Here is a 20,096-nt window from a genome sequence, read left to right as displayed (position 1 = left end):
ATTTCCCTAGAGCCCTAAATTTCCATTCTCATGGAAAATGTGCTTTACCAATTCAATTAATTCGCGGATTTCAGAAATTCCTCGATTTTTGCAACGTCATTTTCTGTAAGATTGGCCCTTACGCGCATGTGCAAACTGATGGTTTCCCAATCCGTGTCGTTATAATCGGCTGGAGAAGGTGCTAAATGGCATCGATTACAGGTTTCTCCCCATAATTGGGCTCCTGATTTTTCCAGTTTGAACTCCTCTTCCACCCCTGCCACAACAGGAATATTATTTTCTGTAAGTGTTTTCTTAGAAGAAGAACAGGCAACTACGGTTATTCCAATGGTCAGGAAAACCATCACGATTACTAAAAATTTATTTATTGTCTTCATGTTTTCTATTTTTATGTATTCTTAAAATCCTATTGCCCAGTGGAGAAATAACCCATTAGTAGTCGTTATGCCTTCTCCGCCATGCCCACCTTCGGTTTCAGTGGTCTGATAACTTATTTTGATAAGGGATCTCCAGGTTAACCAGTAGTTCAATCCAAAGGCAAATTGGGTCGATTTCTCTTCCCACTCAGAACCCTCCGGAGCATTGAAATTTGAATATCTTCCAACAAACTCCAATTTTTTCATGAAGTCACTCTCCGCCATGGTAGGTCGATAACTCAATTGCCCATAAAAGGAATTGCTTTGGTTATCGAACGAATATTCTTCCTCATCTCCATCCTCATGCATCTCAATGAAGGTTGCCGTGTCCACATTGGAACTGTTGTATTGAGCCTTAATGTCAATAAAGCCACTAAGGGGCGACACTTGTTTAACAAAAGCAAAATCGATGGCATATAAGAAAGCACCAACGTCCTCATATGGCGAATCTTTTGCCCCGGCACCATTTGTTGAATAGGCCGAAATCCCTAATTCGGTAGAAGAATCTGAAAATGGCAATAACCCCAATCGGCCCCCAAAGGCCTTACTTGTATTATTATCTTCATAATTTTGAAACATGAGCATTCCCGCTTCCTCCGGCTCAATACTTCCGTCCTTTAATCGCGGACCGTTGGTAGAATAAATGGCATAGTTTAAAGAAGGACCGCCAAGATCAAAGGCACCTCTGAGTTCAACACCGATCCCTGAGGCAGGAGCTATCCCATCATGGCCAAAGCCCAAAGGTCTTGTCGGAAGTCTGTTTATCCATGCGGGATGAAGCCTCTCCATAAATGTTCCGAAAGGAAGTAAAAATTTTCCTGCCCTAACGGTCATGTTCTTGTTAAGGACATACATAACGTCGGCATATTCCAAGCCCACCTCAAGTTCGTTACTTTCTAGAACAAACTCTAATTCGGCTTCAAACATGAGTTTGTCCGAATGTTTGAATAAAAAGATCGGCGCGAAGGCCGAGCCTACATAAGAGGATTCTTTTTCATCTCCGTTACTCATATAGTTTAGCCCTGTATGTCCATAACCACGGATCATGAACTGGGTCTTACTTGGTTCAAAATTGTTGTATGTTTGGCTATATATAGGATTACCAAAAACAACTACGGTTAGTAATATTATTAGCTTTTTCATTTTTTAAGTGTTCTGATATAATTAATAATTTCCCATCGTTTGTTCTCCGGTATTGAGGTTTCGTATGAGGCCATTGGAGCCCGTCCTGTTTGAATTTTCCAAAAAATGGCTCCATCGCTCTGGGATTGGAATTCTGCGCTGGTCAAATTTGTCGGTTTTGGCGTTAGACCTGCACCGGCCACACCATCACCTTTTCCTTTTGCCCCGTGGCATACAACACATAGTACTTTGTAAAGTTTTTGACCGTTGGCAGCCGCATTGACATCACCTTTTAATGGGTTGACAATCTTATCAGCACTAAGGGGTGCTACCCATTTTTCCTGGGAATGGCTATTGAATCCCAGGAATAAAAAACTTACAACCATTACTATGGTCATACCCGGAAAAATTCTTTTTTTATTCATTTTATTGGCATTTAATTGTTAATAAATCTATTTCTTATTGAATGTTTACGTCTGCATAATCTTCGTTCATATTTATATAATTTCGTCAAGGAAACTTCTATCCCACATTTGGCCATTTTTATAATCGGTCATGCTTAATCCCGTAATGGTCTTAAACTGTCTCGATAAATGGTTTATGCTGCTGTAATCCAACAAATAGGCTATATCCGAAAAAGTGTGCTGTTGCAACTGAATAAGTTCCTTTGCTCTCTCAACCTTTAATTTTATAAGGTATTTTTCTATTGTGGTATTTTCATTTTTTGAGAATATTTTGCTCAACAACTTATAATCCCTATGAAGTTCAGATGCCAAATGTTCAGAGGTCTTTTCCTTAATATGAAATGGCAGGTCACCTACCAGTTCGATCAAAGCAATCTTTATATTTTCAACGATCATTTCCTCCTCGTTTTTCGCGATTTCAAATCCGTTGGAGTGAAGAACCTCGGTTATATTCGAATCGATTAGATTGTCAATACCAGTACTGATACGGACAGTAAGTTTCCCCAATTCGACGGAAAGTACTGCTACATCGATCTCTTCAAGCTCCTGTTTTATGACTTTCAGGCACCGCCTGCAAACCATGTTCTTGACCCAATATGTTTTTATGGATTCCATGTTCACAATATGTTATTGTTCCTTAAGTATAAGGTCCGTCAGAGTATTTAATCCCTGATAAATTAAAATTGGAAAAAGGTTGTCGTTGGAAAAAGGGTACGACATGAGGTAGCCTACAACTTGTTGCAGACTAATAGGAAGTACAGATTATCGTGACAATAATCTGCTCAATAATATTCAAATTAAGAAAGTTTCGTGAAGTACAAGGATGTCCTTCTCGATCCAAGGTGGATTGTAGTTTATAAAGGAAACCACATTAAATTCAAGTCCTTCGAAAAGATTTACGTAGGAATGGAAAAATGCCTGTAGGAAAACAATTTTATTCGTATCCAGTTCAACTTGTGACTTTTTAAGATTGTCTTCGGCCTTTTTTACAATAGATTTATTGCTACAGCAATCCATTTGCCCTATGGAACATTTTTTAAAAGGTTTTGATAAATTCTGCTTTTTATCTTTACAAGGCTTTGCTTTGCCAAAAACCGCAACATCTACCAACTTGTTGCAGCAAAAATGCATATCCACCATGAAAGACGAAGTTGCAAAAAGCACTGCGAAGGCTAGAGTAACGGACAATATTTTGGTCAAAATCTGTTTCACTTCCTAAAGATTTGAATTTTTTTTGTTCCAGTATCGGGTATTAAATTATTTTCAAAAAAATCATAGTTATTTTAAAAATAATATAGTTCGTGTTCTAAATGCAAAGAACAGTATCAAAAGTAGAACAAGGTTTTTAACCATCACATGATAAATGTCATATTGGTAACCTAAATTAGAAATTGGATGGCATTCTATTAAAGGCCTATGTAAGTAGATTGCCATTGCCATCCCATTCTGCCATGACCCCTCTTTGACTTTGATCTACACATTTTGCCAACCATTCTTCTTCATAGGCAACGCCATGCTGTTTCAATACGTCTGCGGGCACTCCGTCCCATACATTTGGGGTATTGCCCTTATACCCCAAATCCTCTAGGCCGATCTTCGATGTGTAATAACCTGTTAGCGTCAGATTTCGCAACATGGAAAAAAACTGTATTTCCAAGGGGCGTTCGCCCTCTGGAATTAATATATCGGGATAGGCTATAGTATCCAATAGTTTTTTTTGCCAAGCCTCAGTACTCGATTTGAATTCGGTACCGAATTGGGTATTGCTCTCATGGTCCAACCACATGAGGCCGCCCCTGAGGGTCGTTTGCAATTCTGGGATATCCTTGGCCATGAATTCTATAAAATTTGGTACTCCTGCGTCCGTAGCACTACCAAATTTATCATTGGAAGGCAATATCAGATCACTCAAAACGGCAATAGTCCCCAACTCGTGTCCGTTGAAAAATTGTACCGCTTCCAGTTCCATGATCCGTTCTTTCTCCTTCGGTGTCCGACCATATTTGTAACTATAGCCCTGTAGTACTTCAGTGTTCTCCGCTTTAGCCTCATCTTCAGGTTTGCAGCCGTGGACTGCCAATCCACCAGCGACCGACCCCAGGATAATCGATTTTATACTATTTCTTCTATCCATTTTTCTATATGTTTTGCTGTTTCAATTGTTCTACAATATAGTCAGATGTTCTCCAGGCTAGAGCCAAGATGGTCCAAGTGGGGTTCTTGTCGGCCTGGGACACAAAAGGCCCTGCATCGACGATAAATACATTGTTGGTATCGTGAAGTTGCTGAAACCTGTTCACTACAGAGGTCTTGGAGTCATTGCCCATTCTAGTCGTACCCACTTCATGGATGATCCACCCTGGTGGGGATATACCATAATCTTGTTCCTTGGTGGGTTTTTCTCCTAAAGCTTCTCCGCCCATGTTGTGGATCAGTTCTTCAAAAGTGTCCTGCATGTGCCTTGCCTGCTTTCGTTCGTGGTCGGACCATTTGTAATTAAACCGAAGTACCGGAATTCCAAACTCATCTACTTTAGTAGGATCTATTTCACAATAGTTATCCTTCATAGCGATAGATTCTCCCCGGCCACCAAAACCAAGGACGGCACCATAGTATTTTTTAACATCGTCCCTGAGGCCATTGCCATAGCCCCCCACTTTTGTGCCGAAGAATTTGTTGAACTCGTTAGCTTTAAAACCAAACCCATAGTTGGGCATGCCCATTCCACCCCATACCTCAATATGGTATCCGCGTGGGAAGTCCAATTTTTTATTGTCGCCCCACCAAGGGGAATATACGTGCATGCCCCCAACGCCGTCCTCGTTATAGGAAATTTTCCGGTTCATCAAGCCCGGAATAAAGGCCGCCCTGCTCGCCCCCGTGGAATCGTGAAGATATTTACCAACAATATCGCTGCTATTGCCCAATCCGTTCGGGTGTTGAGCACTTTTGGAATTCAAAAGTATCCGGGCCGAGCTGCAGGCGGATGCCGCCAGAACGACGACTTTCCCTTTTAGCTTATATTCCTTTCTATCCTCTTTATTGATGTACGAAACGCCCGTTGCCTTGCCCTCTTCATTCGTGGTAACCTCTCTTACCATGGCATTCAGGAACAGATCGATCTGACCGCCACTTTTCTGTGCCGGGAAAATCAAACAGGTTTCTGCAGAGAAATCGGCATATACCATGCAGGCCCTAGAGCATTGCGCACAATAGAAACATATGCCCCGATCCTCATTTATCATTTTGGTCAGGATGGACAGCCTAGAAGGATAAACAGGGATATTCGATTTCCGTGCCCCACGGATGTAAAAAAGTTCATGCAATCGAGGTTTTGGTGGGGGCAGAAAGAATCCATCGGGGTCATTGGGCAAGCCCTCGATGGTGCCGAAAACCCCGATCAACTTATCTACCTTGTCGTAATAAGGTTTAACATCCTCATAGCCTATGGGCCAATTATCGCCCAGCCCGTCCTCATTTTTGTGTTTAAAATCCCTTGGCCCGAAGCGCAATGAAATCCTGCCCCAATGATTGGTCCGACCGCCCAACATTCGCGAACGGAACCATCTAAAATTGCTTCCGTTACTATTTGTGTAGGGTTCTCCCTCGATATCCCACCCACCGTATGCGCTGTCGAAATCGCCAAAAGGCCGGACGGTACCTGCACCTCTTCTAGGCGATTCCCACGGCCACTTTAATTGAGTTATCTGTTCCGGGTCTTTAGGGTCAAAGAACGGCCCGGCCTCCACAACGGCAACCTTTAGACCTGAATCGGCAAGTATTTTGGTCGCCATGCCTCCGCCTGCCCCAGAGCCGACTATGATTACATCATATAGTGTCGAAGATTCCTTTATTTGCATGGTGTTGACATATTATAAGTTACCCAGGATTCAACATGTAGCAATCCTTTGAATGACAATAAATCTATAGAATGATCAATAATTATATCTGCATAATTTTCTTTCTTTTTTATATAATTTCCTTACAAAATTTCGTTTTAAACTGGAGATTATTATAATTGGTCATGCCCGTTACGTAAATGTTTTTGGACTATCCCGACAACTGGTTTACAATACCACAGTCGAGTGAAAATAGAATAATTGAAAAGATACATTGCAGAAATCCAATAATTTATGAATTGCACGAACAAAAGGAGCAAACATGATATTTATCATGTTGGAAATAAATGAAAGTAATTAAGTTTGTCTCTCAAAATAATGAATGTAGCAACTCTAAATTTTTGTTAAATACAAACCTTGAGTTAAAATTTTTGTAGTTTTGTATAACTGATGAAAAGAGTTTTATTTCAAATATCATCTTTTTTAATGGCACTTGTAGTGTTGTTCTCGACCTTCTCTTTTACGGTTGCACAACATTATTGTGGTGATGATCTTGTTGATTTCTCTTTCTTCGGCCAAGCGGAATCTTGCGGAATGGAGATTCAACGACCTTCGGATTCACACAAACACAATTTGGAAAAAAAGGATTGCTGCGACGATGTAACACTTTCAATTAGTGGACAACATGACTTGAAACTTTCATTTGAAAAATTAAGTTTTGAACAACAGCAGTTCGTTGTTTCATTCGTTTATAGTTATCTAAACCTTTTTGAGGGACTGCAAGAAAATATAGTTCCTTTCAACCATTACCCACCACCTCTTTTGGTCAAGGATATTCAAATCCTAGATCAAACCTTCCTTATTTAAGAGCATTCTTATGAAGTATTACCATGCTATTGATTTAGTATGGTTATAGGCATTTTTCGCCTTTGGAACATTTCTTTTAATTCCAATTCAACATTTCATAATATGCTTAATAAACTAATCAAATATTTTTTGGAGAACAAGCTGGTTACGGTTCTCATTTTATTAACAATTATAACCTGGGGCGTTGCCACCTCGCCCTTTAATTGGGATACGGGATTCCTGCCCAAAGACCCGGTTCCTGTTGATGCCATACCTGATATTGGGGAAAATCAGCAGATTGTCTTTACCCAATGGCCCGGACGATCGCCACAGGATATAGAAGATCAAATATCCTACCCCATGACTACTTATTTATTGGGAATACCGGGCGTAAAGACTATCCGTAGTTCTTCGATATTCGGATTTTCCAGTATCTACATCATATTCAACGATGATGTAGAATTTTATTGGTCGCGTTCCCGGATATTGGAAAAACTAAATTCACTCCCGGCCGGACTCTTACCGGATGCTGTGACGCCGACCTTAGGGCCCGATGCCACTGCTTTGGGCCAGGTCTATTGGTACACCTTGGAAGGTAGGGACAAGGACAACAACCCTACGGGCGGATGGGACTTACACGAAATACGTACCGTTCAGGACTTTTATGTAAAATATGGTCTCAATGCCGTTGAAGGTGTCTCCGAAGTAGCATCCATTGGTGGGTTTGTTCAGGAATACCAGATAGACGTGAACCCCGACGCTTTAAAGGCCTATAATATCCCGTTGCACAAAGTGATGCAGGCGGTACAGAAATCCAATAAAGATGTTGGGGCAAAGACTATAGAGATCAATCAAGCGGAATATTTGGTCAGGGGTTTGGGCTATGTTAAAAAGACAGAGGACATCGAAAAGGCGGTCGTTGCAGTTCAGGACAACGTTCCAGTTCGAATCAAAGACATTGGGGTCGTAAGTTTAGGGCCTGCGACTAGAAGAGGTGTACTTGATAAAGGAGGGGCAGAGGTTGTTGGGGGCGTTGTTGTTGCCCGGTATGGCTCCAATCCCTTGGCGGTCATCAACAATTTAAAAGAAAAGATCAAGGAAATTGCCCCGGGGCTTCCAAAGAAGACGTTGGCGAACGGGATGGAGAGCCAATTGACCATCGTTCCGTTCTATGACCGAACGCAGCTTATCCACGAGACCATAGGGACATTGGAAAATGCGCTATCCCATGAAATCCTTATAAGTATTATTGTAGTATTGATTTTAGTACTTAATCTAAGGGCCTCCATTATAATTTCAGGGCTATTGCCCGTAGGGGTTTTAATGACCTTCATCGTTATGCGGTATGCCGGTGTTGATGCCAATGTAGTGGCACTTTCGGGTATTGCCATTGCTATTGGGGTCATGGTCGATGTCGGGATCATCTTCATAGAAAATATTATTCGCCACCTAGAAATGCCAGAAAACCATGGCGTAAAGGGGAAGGAACTCATGCAGGTAATTTATAAAGCGACCATTGAAGTGGCATCGGCAATAACTACGGCCTTGGCTACTACCGTGGTCAGTTTCGTGCCTGTTTTTGCAATGGAATCTGCAGAAGGAAAACTTTTTAGGCCATTGGCATTTACCAAAACTTTTGCCTTGTTAAGTGCTTTTGTACTTGGTCTCGTGGTATTACCTGCCCTTGCACATTTCATCTTCGGCATCAACTATGACAAGAAAAGGGTCCGCAGGTTCTGGGGTATCCTTTTGATTGTGGCTGGAATTATTTTTGCTGTCTATGCCTCGATGTTGTTGCCACTTGCCCTTACTTTAATTGGAATAAACAATCTTTTGGAACCCAGGTGGCCCGAAAAATATAAAGCGTATCCCAATTACATCAATTTAGGGCTTACCATTTTTATAGCCTCTTTTTTCCTTACGGAGGAATGGATGCCCTTAGGGCCCCAAAATGGCATTATAATCAACTACTTGTTCGTATTGTTTTTGATAGGAATCATATTGGCAGCCTTAATGGCGATAGTGCATTTTTATGAACCTGTACTCAAATGGTGCTTGCAGAACAAAGGGAAATTTATGTTGATTCCCTTCGTAACCATATTTTTTGGAGTATTGATATGGCTAGGGTTCGACAGTACTTTTGGAATTGTAGCTAAAGGTTTCGAATTCGTAGGTTGGAAAAACGTCAGGCAAACTTCTGGCTGGCAAGCTTCCTCAAACAGATTTCCTGGAATAGGCTCTGAATTTATGCCATCTTTGAATGAAGGCAGCTATTTGTTAATGCCAACTTCAATGCCACATTCAGGGGTGGAATATAACCGAAATGTAATTGGTCAATTGGATATGCTTCTTGATGGAATTCCAGAAGTGGATATGGCAGTCGGAAAATTAGGACGTGTGGAATCGGCACTCGATCCTGCACCTATTTCCATGTTCGAGACCATTATCAACTACAAACCCGAATTTATCCTAAACGAAGCAGGTCATAGGGTCCATTTTAAAGTGGACCGTAAAGATCGGTTCATTACCGTTCAAAAGGATACCCTTACCAATGGAGAGGCATTGGAAAGGGGTATTACAGAAGAAGACTTGATTGCAGACGAAAATGGAGAATTTTATCGAAATTGGAGGCCCCACATCAAATCGGCAGATGATATTTGGGACGAAATCGTCAGTGTGACCAAAATACCCGGAATCACTTCAGCACCAAAATTGCAGCCTATAGAAACTCGTTTGGTAATGCTCCAGACAGGGATGCGCGCCCCTATGGGTATCAAAGTTTACGGCCCGGATTTGAAAACAATAGAAGATTTTGGGATGCAGTTGGAAGTGATATTAAAAGAAGTCGCTTCCGTAAAGTCAGAAGCGGTATTTGCCGATCGGATCGTTGGTAAACCGTATTTGCATCTCAATATCAATAGGGATGAAATATCACGATATGGTCTCAATGTTGAGGACGTGCAACAAAGCATTGAGACCGCCATTGGAGGAATGAAAATATCCTCTACCGTCGAAGGTAGGGAGCGGTTCCCAATTAGAGTGCGCTATCCAAGGGAACTAAGGGATGATCCTGAATCTTTAAGTAAGATATTGATTCCTACCCCCGTGGGGGCCCAAATTCCGCTTTCACAAGTGGTCGATTTTGAATATGTAAGAGGGCCACAGGCCATCAAGAGCGAAAACACATTTTTGGTTGGTTATGTTCTTTTTGACAAAAGGGATAGTTTTGCGGAGGTCGATGTGGTAAACGATGCACAAGATGCCATCCAACAAAAAATCGATGCAGGGGAATTAACGGTCCCTGCGGGAATAAGCTACAAATTTTCTGGCAGCTATGAAAACCAGATAAGAGCGGTCAAAAGATTGTCTATAGTAATACCGATCAGTTTGGTTGTCATATTCTTGCTGCTGTTCTTTCAATTTAAGACAGTTATTGCATCATCAATCCACTTCTCGGGGGTATTCGTCGCATTTGCGGGCGGATTTATCATGTTGTGGCTCTATGGGCAGGACTGGTTCCTAAATTTTGCCATATCGGGTGTGAATATGCGAGATCTTTTTCAAATGCACACCATCAATTTGAGTGTTGCTGTTTGGGTAGGATTTATTGCCCTCTTCGGTATCGCAACAGATGACGGGGTTATTATGGGGACCTATATTCATCAAGTTTTCGAGGAAAAAAAGCCAGATACTATAGAAGGGGTAAGGGCAGCTGTTTTGGAGGCCGGTAAAAAAAGGGTCCGCCCGGCAATGATGACCGCAGCCGTTGCTATTATTGCCCTCCTCCCAGTATTGACATCGACTGGTAAAGGCGCTGATGTAATGATTCCCATGGCAATCCCCACCTTTGGAGGAATGACCATCCAGATCATGACCATGTTCGTCGTGCCAGTTCTTCAGTCGTTTTGGAGGGAAACGGTCATTAATAATAAGAACAAAAAAAATAGAATAAAATGAAGAACATAATCGCACTGTTACTATTATTTACCTGTTTAGGATTGCAGGCACAGACATTGGAAGATTATTTCAAAATAGCTTCGGACAACAATCCGGGCCTACTTTCCCAATATAAGGAGTTCGAAGCGGCTTTGGAAAAGGTACCACAGGTAAGCACCTTGCCAGATCCATCCATTTCTTTCGGGTATTTTATATCTCCGGTAGAAACAAGGGTCGGGCCACAAAAGGCACGGTTTTCATTGACCCAAATGTTCCCATGGTTTGGCACGCTGAAGGCCCAGGGCGATGTGGCCACACTTATGGCAGAGGCAAGATACCAATCTTTTTTAGATACCAAAAACAAACTCTATTTTGAGGTATCCACGGCTTATTTTCCTTTATACGAATTGAGGGAGTGGATGAAAATCGAGGAAAGGAACATTGCCATACTAGAATCATATAAGTCCATTTCCAACTCGAAGTTCAAAAATGGTAATGGGACACTGGTTGATGTGTTGAGAGTGGATATCATGCTAAAAGAGGCAAAGACAAATTTGGGAATTCTGAATAAAAAAGAGACGCCCCTGTTGGCATCGTTCAATAAACTATTGAACCGCGACGAGATAGAACCAGTTATTATCGCCGATACCATTGAAATAGATCATATACTATTGGATTATGCGAAGGATTCCCTTGTTGTGGACCATCCACTTTTGAATTCACTTGAATTAAAAATAAAGGCAAGCGAGGCATCTGAATATGCTGCAATAAAACAAGGCCTTCCAAGGCTCGGGCTCGGGTTGGATTTTGTAATAGTCGATGAACGGACCGATATGGTTTTGCCGGACAACGGGAAGGATGTATTGATGCCAATGGTAACCGTAAGCCTTCCCATCTTTAGGGGAAAGTACAAAGCAGCTGTCAAAGAGGCGCAATTGATGCAAGAAAGTTATTCGCTTCAAAAAACGGAAACCGTAAATGCGCTGAATTCAAATTATGAAATGGCACTGTTCGATTTACGACAACAGACCGATTTGATTTCACTTTTTGATCAGCAGATATCGGAATCAGAACAAGTTCTCAATCTCTTGTTCACGTCTTATGGAAACTCGGGAAAGGATTTCGAGGAGGTACTTCGGATGCAGCAACAACTGCTTAAATACGATAGACTTAAAATAACCGCATTTACGCAATATCGCATTGCGCAAGCAAAACTGAATTACATCACAGCAAAAAAATAGTACTATGAAAACAGAAACTAAAAAAATAATAGGTATAGCTGCAATTACCTTGATCATAGGGTTATTGCTTGGATGGCTGTTTTTCGGAGGTTCGGAAAACAGGACAGTGGACGAACACCAACACGACGGCGAAATCGTCAGTGAGACCATTTGGACCTGCTCCATGCACCCACAGATCAGACAGAACGAACCGGGTAACTGCCCCATCTGCGGCATGGAATTGATTCCTTTGGATAACGATAGCAATGCTGAATTGGATCCCATGGCAATCAGCATGTCTCGGACCGCAATGCAGATTGCAAATGTCGGTACAGAAATTGTCGGAAAGACCAAGCCTGTAAAGTTATTGCGATTGAATGGAAAGGTACAGGCCGATGAACGGTTGGTCTATTCCCAATCTTCCCATATTCCTGGCCGCATTGAAAAATTGATGGTTAATTTTACCGGCGAATACGTCAATAAAGGGCAGGTAATCGCCTCTATTTATTCTCCAGATCTGGTCAATGCCCAAGAAGAACTTTTCGAGGCCCGAAAAATAGTCGAGACCCAGCCAATGCTTTTTAACTCGGCAAAGGAAAAACTTAAAAACTGGAAGCTTTCGGATATCCAGATTACACAAATTCTGGAATCGGGTACAGTTCAAGAAGAACTCCACATACTGGCCGATATATCTGGCTATGTGACAGAAAAGAAGGTCAATCTTGGGGACTACGTCAATAAAGGCATGCCTATATACCAGATTGCCAACCTGAGCACTGTTTGGATATTGTTCGATGTTTATGAATCCGACATGGTCTGGATAAAAAAGGGTGATGAGGTAAGTTTTACGGTACAATCTGTACCAGGCGAAACCTTTAAAGGAAAGATTTCGTATTTGGACCCTGTGATCGATCCTATGACCAGGGTTGCAAAAGCAAGGGTAGAAGTGAATAATCGGAATCTACAACTGAAACCCGAAATGTTCGTTTCCGGCACTGTTGAGGCTAAATTGCCTTTAAAGTCCGATGCAATCGTTATTCCCAAAACAGCGGTCATGTGGACAGGAAAGCGTTCTGTGGTCTATATAAAGAATATTTCGGACAAAGGTGTAAATTTTATGATGCGCGACGTCACGTTAGGCCCGGCTTTGGGCGAAAGTTTCGTAGTGAACGAAGGACTGGAAGAAGGTGAGGAAATTGCCATTAACGGAACCTTCAGCATAGATGCCGCTGCACAACTTGCCGGCAAGCCCAGCATGATGAATCCCGAAGGGGGCCCAGCCATGACAGGGCATAATCATGGAGGTATGGATAAGGGGGGAGAAAAAGAATCGGAAAGTGGAATGAGATCCAATGAATCTACGGACCATTCTGAAATGCCCGATAAGACTGACCACAGCCGTATGGAAAAGAGAATGGAAGTGTCAAAAATCTTTGTTGGGCAGCTTGAGAAAGTCTTTGACAACTATCTGGACCTCAAAGACGCCTTGGTAAAGGACGAGGCCACTGCGGCAAAAAAGGGGGCCGATAAATTGTTGGCCACATTGAAAAAGGTAGATATGAAACAATTGACCGACCAGGAGGCCCATAATCACTGGATGGCCATTTCAAAGGAGATCAAGTCATCTTCAGAAGCTATTGGCAAAACCTCTGATATTGAAAAGCAAAGGGGTCACTTTAAACATCTATCGGCACATTTATCAAAAGGTGTACGCCTGTTTGGTGTAAACAAGGAAGTATATGAGCAATTTTGCCCAATGGCAGATAACGAAAAAGGGGCATATTGGCTTAGTATCCATGAGGAAATCAGGAATCCTTATATGGGAAACAAAATGTTGACATGTGGCACCACGGAAGCTATCATCAGTAAGTAGCAATAACATTTTAGAAAATTAAAATATAGCTTAAAGTTGACATATAAAAGAATTAGGACCCTCTACAGTAAGAAATATTAATTGGAAATTAAAACAAAAAATGATAAGACAATGCGAATACTACTTTCAGGAATTTTAGTATTGACCTTAATGGGTTGTAAATCAGAAAATAAGAACGTGTCGGCACAAGATACTAAACAAGTGGTTGCCACTGTAGAACCTGAAGATATCATAAATAAAAATCCTCAGGTAGGCTCCCAAGTACCAAAGGAGTTGGTCTGTATGGTAAATGATGCCTTCATGGGAAAAATGCAAATTCCCGTTCCCGTAAATGGCAAGACTTATTATGGCTGTTGCGAAATGTGTGTTAAAACATTGAACAACAATGATGAAGCCAGAACGGGCATTGACCCTTTTAGTAAACATAAAATCGATAAAACAGAAGCATTCATTGTACTGATGGGCGTGGACAACAAAGTTGCCTACTTTGGATCAGAGGAGAATTTTTTAAAGTTCAAAGAAGTTAGCCGAATGGACCATTAGGACAAGTCTCCATAACAAATTGAGATTTATTTTCGAATATCAGCTTAGTGAAAAATTCAGAAAAATGATAGCGAAATTAATTTCAAAATGATTAGAAAAGAACACAAACTATGAAATGATGGAAATGTACTGGTGGGCTTTGGGTGTTGGTATTCTCGTGTTCATAATATCAATAGTCGTGGGTAGGTTCAAAGAACGGTCGGACCGTTCAGAGTAATACATAGCGTTTGATTGAAAATACAATGATGTTCAACCATATGTTTCTATTTCTTACGGAAATGGATAATGAGACAACTTTAAAATCAATCAAACCAATATATGTGCTAACCAAGGAATAATATGAACTTGAGAAAATAAAATATTAACTATGATTAAAAAAATGACAATACTATTTGTGTTTCTCATAACATCTATGAGCATCGCCCAAGTAGGTACCAATGGTAAGGATAGAAAGGAAGAAGGACGTGCCGTTAAGGAATACAGCCTTATTTTAGAAAACAATAAAATAACGCTTGGAGGGATAACTGCTTACGGGATGACCATCAATGGCAGTATTCCCGGACCAGTCTTGAAATTTACCGAAGGTGACCTTGCCATAATCAACGTAACCAATAAAATGGACGTTGAAACATCGGTACATTGGCACGGATTGATTCTTCCAAATTTCTATGATGGTGTACCGTATTTGACAACACCACCTATTGAACCTGGAGAAACATTCCAGTACAGAATTCCTATCAACCAGTCAGGGACCTATTGGTACCATTCCCATACGATGCTACAAGAACAGAAAGGTGTGTATGGTTCCATTATGATTCAGCCCAAGGAAAAAACCTTGGACTATGATAAAGATTTAGTTGTAGTACTGTCTGACTGGACCAACGAAAAACCGATGAACGTACTGCGTAACCTAAAAAGGGGAAACGAATGGTATCAAGTTAAAAAAGGTACAGCGGTCCCTTTGGGCAGGGTCATCAAGGAAGGTGCTTTTGGTGCACAACTTAAATTTTGGAGAGACCGTATGGAAGGAGCGGATATTGCCGATATCTATTATCCAGCATTTCTGACCAACGGGAAAATATTGGCAGAATATCCAGAATTCAATCCAGGGGAAAAGGTGCGGCTTCGCTTTATCAATGCTTCGGCCTCTACCTATTATTGGATGGATTTTGGAGGGGGTAACCCAATGGTGGTTTCCGGCGATGGTATTGATGTGCAACCTGTATCCAAAAGCCGATTTCTATTTGGTGTTGCCGAAACCTATGATGTAATCGTTACCATACCTGACGGTACTTTGGAAGTTAAGGCAACAGCACAAGATGGCTCTGGGCATACATCATTGCGTTTAGGACAAGGGACACTTTATCCTGCAAAAACGATTGACAGACCGGACAAAGTGGAAATGATGAAGCAAATGGCAAAAATGGATATGAAAATGGGAGCACCTGCAATGGCTGGTAATAAAAAGAAAAACACCCCTGAATTTTTAATGCAGAAGTATGGAATGAAGATGGATATGAAAGACGGTCAGATGAATATTGGGATGCACGATAAGATGTTGATGAACAATGGTAAGATGAATGATCAAATGGAAATGAAGATGGATGATAAAAAGCCTGTGAAAAGTGACCATATGAATATGGACAATAGGTCGGGAATGAAAAAAGACTCGATGCCAATGAACCATAACGGAACATCGGATAAAATGAAAGGCCATATGGGTCACAATATACCCAAGATGCAGCAGGATGCTTCCTCATTTAATTACGACACTCGTAAAACTTATTTCAACTACGACTTTTTAAAGGCCAAGGAAAATACCACCTACAATGCGGATTTGCCGACAAACGACATACTGTTGAACCTAACGGGAAATATGCAGCGCTATGTATGGAGTATGAACGGTGTACCACTTTCAGAAGCCGATAAAATAAAAATCAAGGGAGGTGAAGTAACGCGGATTACGCTCAATAACCTTACGATGATGCACCACCCGATGCACCTGCACGGTCATTATTTTAGGGTCATCAACGAAAATGGCGAACGTTCCCCATTAAAGCATACAATAAACGTACCGCCAATGCAGAAAGTGGTCATAGAGTTCTATAACGAAGAGTATGGCGATTGGTTTTTTCATTGCCACATACTGTATCATATGATGGGAGGTATGGCAAGGGTTTTCAGTTATGATACGCCAAGGGATGAAAGAATGAAGGATTATCCTGTTCAGAAACTTATTGATGAAACAGACCATTATTATTCTTGGGGAAGAGCACGTCTAGGTTCAAATTTTAATGAGCTCAATTTAATATCGAGTAATATTCGAAATGAATTTGGCCTACGTGCCGAATTTGACTACAACCAAAACACCGAAATAGAAGTGAATTATAATAGATACCTGAATGATTGGGTCCGTGTGTATGCAGGAGTAAATACCGAAACTTCTTCTCCGGATTCTTACGACACATTTAATACAGTAGGATTGGTTGGTGTTAAATATTTTATGCCTTATAGATTTAATGTAGATGTGAGTATGGATCATCAACTGCGCCCAAGAATACGTTTGGACAGAGAATTATTGATTTTTCCTAGAGTTTTTCTGGAAGGTGAATACGAGTATAGAGCAGACTTTGGGTGGGTAAATGATATAGAGAATAATAAATCCTTTGAAAGTGAAACCCAATGGTTGGTAGGGGTAGCATACATTCTTTCCCGCAATTTTTCAATCCAAGGAAACTACAATAATCGATATGGTTGGGGTGGTGGACTATTAGCCAGATTTTAAATATGTCACAGTACAAAAAAAATAGTCTCAGTTTAACAGGTGCCGTATCTCTTGGTACGGGAGTAATGATCGGTGCCGGTATCTTTGCATTATTAGGTCAGGTAGCCGAATTATCTGGCCAGTGGTTTCCGATTGCATTTTTAGTTGGTGCGATTATCTCTGGCTTTAGTGCCTATTCGTATGTTAAGATGTCAAACGCATACCCCTCTGCCGGGGGAATTGCCACCTATCTTAAAAAGATTTATGGCAAAGGTGCACTTACAGCTTCGGGGGCTTTACTGATGGCTTTTTCCATGGTCATCAACGAGAGTCTTGTCGCCCGTACTTTCGGCTCGTACACCTTGCAACTGTTCGATGTTAGCGATAATAGTGTCTGGGTTCCTGTTTTGGGGGTCATACTTTTGATTACGGCGTTCTTGATCAATATTTCGGGAAATAATGTTATCGGGAAATCTTCGTTGGTAATGGCCATCCTGAAAATAGGTGGTATTTCCATTTTTGCGATAGGCGGTCTATGGGCCGCAGGATTCTCCTTTTCGGAAGTAGTCCCATCCAGCAGTTTGTCCGAATATCCGGTCTCCAGTTACCTAGGGGCTTTGGCATTGTCCATTTTAGCCTACAAAGGTTTTACTACTATAACCAACAGCGGTGGGGAAATCGTTAATCCTAACAAGAATGTCGGTAGGGCCATTATTATTTCATTGGCCATTTGTACCATTATCTATCTTTTGGTCGCTTTTGCGGTTTCCTCTAATCTTTCGATTGAGGAAATCATACGGGCCAAGGACTATTCCTTGGCGGAGGCATCTAGACCTGCCTTTGGTAAATACGGTCTTTGGTTTACGGTAGGTATTGCCATTGTTGCCACAATTTCGGGAGTTATAGCCAGTGTTTTTGCCGTTTCAAGAATGACTGCCATGCTAACGGATATGGATTTGATACCCCATAGGCATTTTGGAATGCCTGGAGGCATACAGAAGCATATGCTGGTATATACTGTAGTCTCGGCAATCGCATTGACCGTTCTGTTCGATTTGACAAGGATTGCATCTTTAGGTGCTATTCTCTATTTGGTCATGGATATTGGAATCCATTGGGGCATTTTGAGAAACCTTCGAAAGGAAATAAAGGCGAATGCAGCCATTATTGTAACCGCCATTATCCTTGACCTTATCGTTCTGGGAGCTTTTTTATGGATTAAAGTATCAAGTGATCTGTTGGTGGTCGTTGTAGCGGCGGTACTTACGGTACTCGTTTTTACTGGGGAAAAATGGTTTTTAAAAAAAACGGATAACATTTAAAATTTCAAATGATGATGATGTACGGGTGGGTAATTGTTTTAGTTGTTTTGGTTCTAGGCATATGGATGTATGTTGGGAAGAACGGGAACACGCTAAAAAGAAAACAGAAACCTATGGATATTCTGGACGAACGTTTCGCTAAAGGCCAGATATCCAAAGAAGAATATGAAGAACAAAAACGAATGTTGAATTCTAAAAATTAAAACAATGAAATATTATTTCAACAAGACTATTAACGAAGATTTTGAAAAAGTAATCGACAAGGTTACGGAAGAGCTGAAAAAAGAAGGTTTTGGTATTCTGACCGAAATCGATGTCAAAGAAACACTGAAAAAGAAACTCGATGTAGACTTCAAAAAATATCGAATCCTTGGTGCCTGTAATCCGCCCTATGCCCATCAAGCTTTGGAGGCCGAAGACAAGATTGGCACCATGTTACCTTGCAATGTGATCGTACAGGAAATTTCAAAAGGGGTTGTTGAAGTTGCGGCAGTAAATCCAATGGCATCGATGCAGGCTGTCGATAACAAACAATTGATGGAAATTGCCGATGAAATAACAGCTAAGCTTGAAAATGTAATTGAAAAACTTTAAGAGGCCAATCTTTAAATTATGTAAAAAAATTATATAAATAAATCTAAATCTAAAATCAGGTATTATGGGAAAATTAAAAGTGACTACAAGTATAATGGCGATTGCATTCGTAACCCTTATGGCTACTTCATGTAAAGACGCAAAAAAAGAACACAGTACTACAGATGGGCACCATTCAGAAATGGGAAGTGGCGAAAACCATCATGATGAAGGTATGGACATGCCCCATGATGGATCCCTGGAGTCAAAAAGCATGATGGGTGACGGGCAAAAGTCATCAAAATCGGATATGTTGGTGGCTAATTATTTGGAACTTAAAGATGCTTTGGTGGAGGATAACCAGAATGCTGCATCGAAAGCGGGTGGAAAAATGGTTATGGCTTTTAACAATTTTGATATTAGTTCTTATGCTTCCGAACAACAGGAAGAATTAAAGGACATCATCGAAGATGGCAAAGAACATGCAGAACATATCGCCGAGAGCCCAATCGAACATCAACGTGAGCACTTTGATGTTTTGAGTATAGATTTAATAGATCTGATAGCTATTACAGGAACGGAAAAAACCTTGTATCAGGATTTTTGCCCTATGTACAACAATAATAAGGGGGCACAATGGTTAAGTGCCACGAAAGAAATCAAGAACCCCTACTATGGTAGTAAAATGATGACTTGTGGCAGTGTGCAAAAGCAAATTAACTGAGAAGGTAGTTACGATCATAGGATCAATTTTGCTGGTAGTTTTGGTGGGTATCCAGTTTGTGCCCACCAAACCCAATCTGAGCGAAATTGTACCTGAAACTGACTTTATGGTAATCAATTCGGTACCTAAAACGATTCAAAACAAGTTACAAGTAAGTTGTTATGATTGCCACAGTAACAATACGGAATATCCGTGGTACAATAAGATCCAGCCGATCGCTTGGATTTTGGAAGACCATGTAGTACAAGGTAAGGAAGAACTTAATTTTAACGAATGGGGAAACTATTCAGCACGGAGGAAAAATAGCAAATTGAAGTCCATTATCAGCCAAATAGAAGACGATGAAATGCCGCTTTTTTCCTACACCATTGTACATGGGGATGCAAAACTCTCAGAAGAGGATAAAAAGGAAATTATAAAATATTTGACACAGGTTAAAAAAGACTTATAACAA

18 protein-coding genes are annotated in these 20,096 nt (G+C 41.0%); 11 read left to right on the top strand and 7 right to left on the bottom strand.

Features of this window, described 5'->3' with window-relative positions; translation table 11 throughout:
• Positions 1-56: 56 nt before the first annotated feature.
• From LV92_RS15010 to LV92_RS14980, 7 genes are all read right to left on the bottom strand, one after another.
• Positions 57-377 (bottom strand): hypothetical protein, encoded by a 321-nt coding sequence (locus LV92_RS15010; RefSeq protein WP_069858876.1) that lies wholly within the window; start codon positions 375-377, stop codon positions 57-59.
• A gap of 21 nt (positions 378-398) precedes the next feature.
• Positions 399-1,559, bottom strand: coding sequence for a porin family protein (locus LV92_RS15005; protein ID WP_111624427.1), 1,161 nt, complete (start codon positions 1,557-1,559; stop codon positions 399-401).
• Positions 1,556-1,963, bottom strand: coding sequence for a c-type cytochrome (locus tag LV92_RS15000; RefSeq protein WP_245946395.1), 408 nt, complete (start codon positions 1,961-1,963; stop codon positions 1,556-1,558). The genes LV92_RS15005 and LV92_RS15000 overlap by 4 nt, the downstream gene beginning before the upstream one ends.
• A gap of 72 nt (positions 1,964-2,035) precedes the next feature.
• Positions 2,036-2,617, bottom strand: a complete 582-nt coding sequence (locus tag LV92_RS14995; protein ID WP_069858871.1) for a helix-turn-helix domain-containing protein — start codon at positions 2,615-2,617, stop codon at positions 2,036-2,038.
• A 177-nt stretch (positions 2,618-2,794) separates the two neighbouring features.
• Complete coding sequence (locus tag LV92_RS14990) at positions 2,795-3,214, bottom strand: HYC_CC_PP family protein (protein ID WP_069858869.1); 420 nt, start codon at positions 3,212-3,214, stop codon at positions 2,795-2,797.
• Between the two features lie 202 nt (positions 3,215-3,416).
• Positions 3,417-4,136: a gluconate 2-dehydrogenase subunit 3 family protein gene (locus LV92_RS14985; RefSeq protein WP_111624426.1), complete on the bottom strand. Its 720-nt coding sequence runs from the start codon at positions 4,134-4,136 to the stop codon at positions 3,417-3,419.
• Positions 4,137-4,140: 4 nt separating this feature from the next.
• Positions 4,141-5,862: a GMC family oxidoreductase gene (locus LV92_RS14980; RefSeq protein ID WP_111624425.1), complete on the bottom strand. Its 1,722-nt coding sequence runs from the start codon at positions 5,860-5,862 to the stop codon at positions 4,141-4,143.
• 429 nt (positions 5,863-6,291) lie between these two features.
• Between LV92_RS14980 and LV92_RS14975 the strand changes: the two genes are divergently transcribed.
• From LV92_RS14975 to LV92_RS14925, 11 genes are all read left to right on the top strand, one after another.
• Complete coding sequence (locus tag LV92_RS14975; protein ID WP_111624424.1) at positions 6,292-6,708, top strand: HYC_CC_PP family protein; 417 nt, start codon at positions 6,292-6,294, stop codon at positions 6,706-6,708.
• Positions 6,709-6,810: 102 nt separating this feature from the next.
• Positions 6,811-10,644: an efflux RND transporter permease subunit gene (locus LV92_RS14970; protein ID WP_111624533.1), complete on the top strand. Its 3,834-nt coding sequence runs from the start codon at positions 6,811-6,813 to the stop codon at positions 10,642-10,644.
• On the top strand, positions 10,641-11,864 hold the full coding sequence (locus LV92_RS14965) for a TolC family protein (RefSeq protein ID WP_111624423.1): 1,224 nt from the start codon (positions 10,641-10,643) through the stop codon (positions 11,862-11,864). Before LV92_RS14970 ends, LV92_RS14965 begins: the two co-directional genes overlap by 4 nt.
• A gap of 4 nt (positions 11,865-11,868) precedes the next feature.
• Complete coding sequence (locus LV92_RS14960) at positions 11,869-13,716, top strand: efflux RND transporter periplasmic adaptor subunit (protein WP_103440866.1); 1,848 nt, start codon at positions 11,869-11,871, stop codon at positions 13,714-13,716.
• 111 nt (positions 13,717-13,827) lie between these two features.
• The gene (locus LV92_RS14955; RefSeq protein WP_069858851.1) at positions 13,828-14,259 is read left to right on the top strand and encodes a hypothetical protein; all 432 of its coding nucleotides are present in this window, start codon (positions 13,828-13,830) and stop codon (positions 14,257-14,259) included.
• 379 nt (positions 14,260-14,638) lie between these two features.
• Positions 14,639-17,044, top strand: a complete 2,406-nt coding sequence (locus LV92_RS14950; RefSeq protein WP_245946394.1) for a multicopper oxidase domain-containing protein — start codon at positions 14,639-14,641, stop codon at positions 17,042-17,044.
• A gap of 2 nt (positions 17,045-17,046) precedes the next feature.
• Positions 17,047-18,345, top strand: a complete 1,299-nt coding sequence (locus LV92_RS14945) for an APC family permease (protein WP_069858847.1) — start codon at positions 17,047-17,049, stop codon at positions 18,343-18,345.
• An 8-nt stretch (positions 18,346-18,353) separates the two neighbouring features.
• Positions 18,354-18,548 (top strand): SHOCT domain-containing protein, encoded by a 195-nt coding sequence (locus tag LV92_RS14940; RefSeq protein WP_317046770.1) that lies wholly within the window; start codon positions 18,354-18,356, stop codon positions 18,546-18,548.
• A 4-nt stretch (positions 18,549-18,552) separates the two neighbouring features.
• Entirely contained in the window at positions 18,553-18,939 is a 387-nt protein-coding gene (locus LV92_RS14935; RefSeq protein ID WP_103440864.1) for a DUF302 domain-containing protein, read from the top strand.
• A gap of 64 nt (positions 18,940-19,003) precedes the next feature.
• Positions 19,004-19,642 (top strand): DUF3347 domain-containing protein, encoded by a 639-nt coding sequence (locus tag LV92_RS14930; RefSeq protein ID WP_111624421.1) that lies wholly within the window; start codon positions 19,004-19,006, stop codon positions 19,640-19,642.
• A complete protein-coding gene (locus LV92_RS14925) occupies positions 19,614-20,093 on the top strand; it encodes a heme-binding domain-containing protein (protein WP_245946393.1) in 480 nt (159 codons plus the stop codon). The genes LV92_RS14930 and LV92_RS14925 overlap by 29 nt, the downstream gene beginning before the upstream one ends.
• Positions 20,094-20,096 lie beyond the last annotated feature (3 nt).

The sequence above is a fragment of the Arenibacter echinorum genome (assembly GCF_003259375.1).
Taxonomy (GTDB): domain Bacteria; phylum Bacteroidota; class Bacteroidia; order Flavobacteriales; family Flavobacteriaceae; genus Arenibacter; species Arenibacter echinorum.
This window is presented reverse-complemented; position numbering and strand designations above follow the sequence as displayed.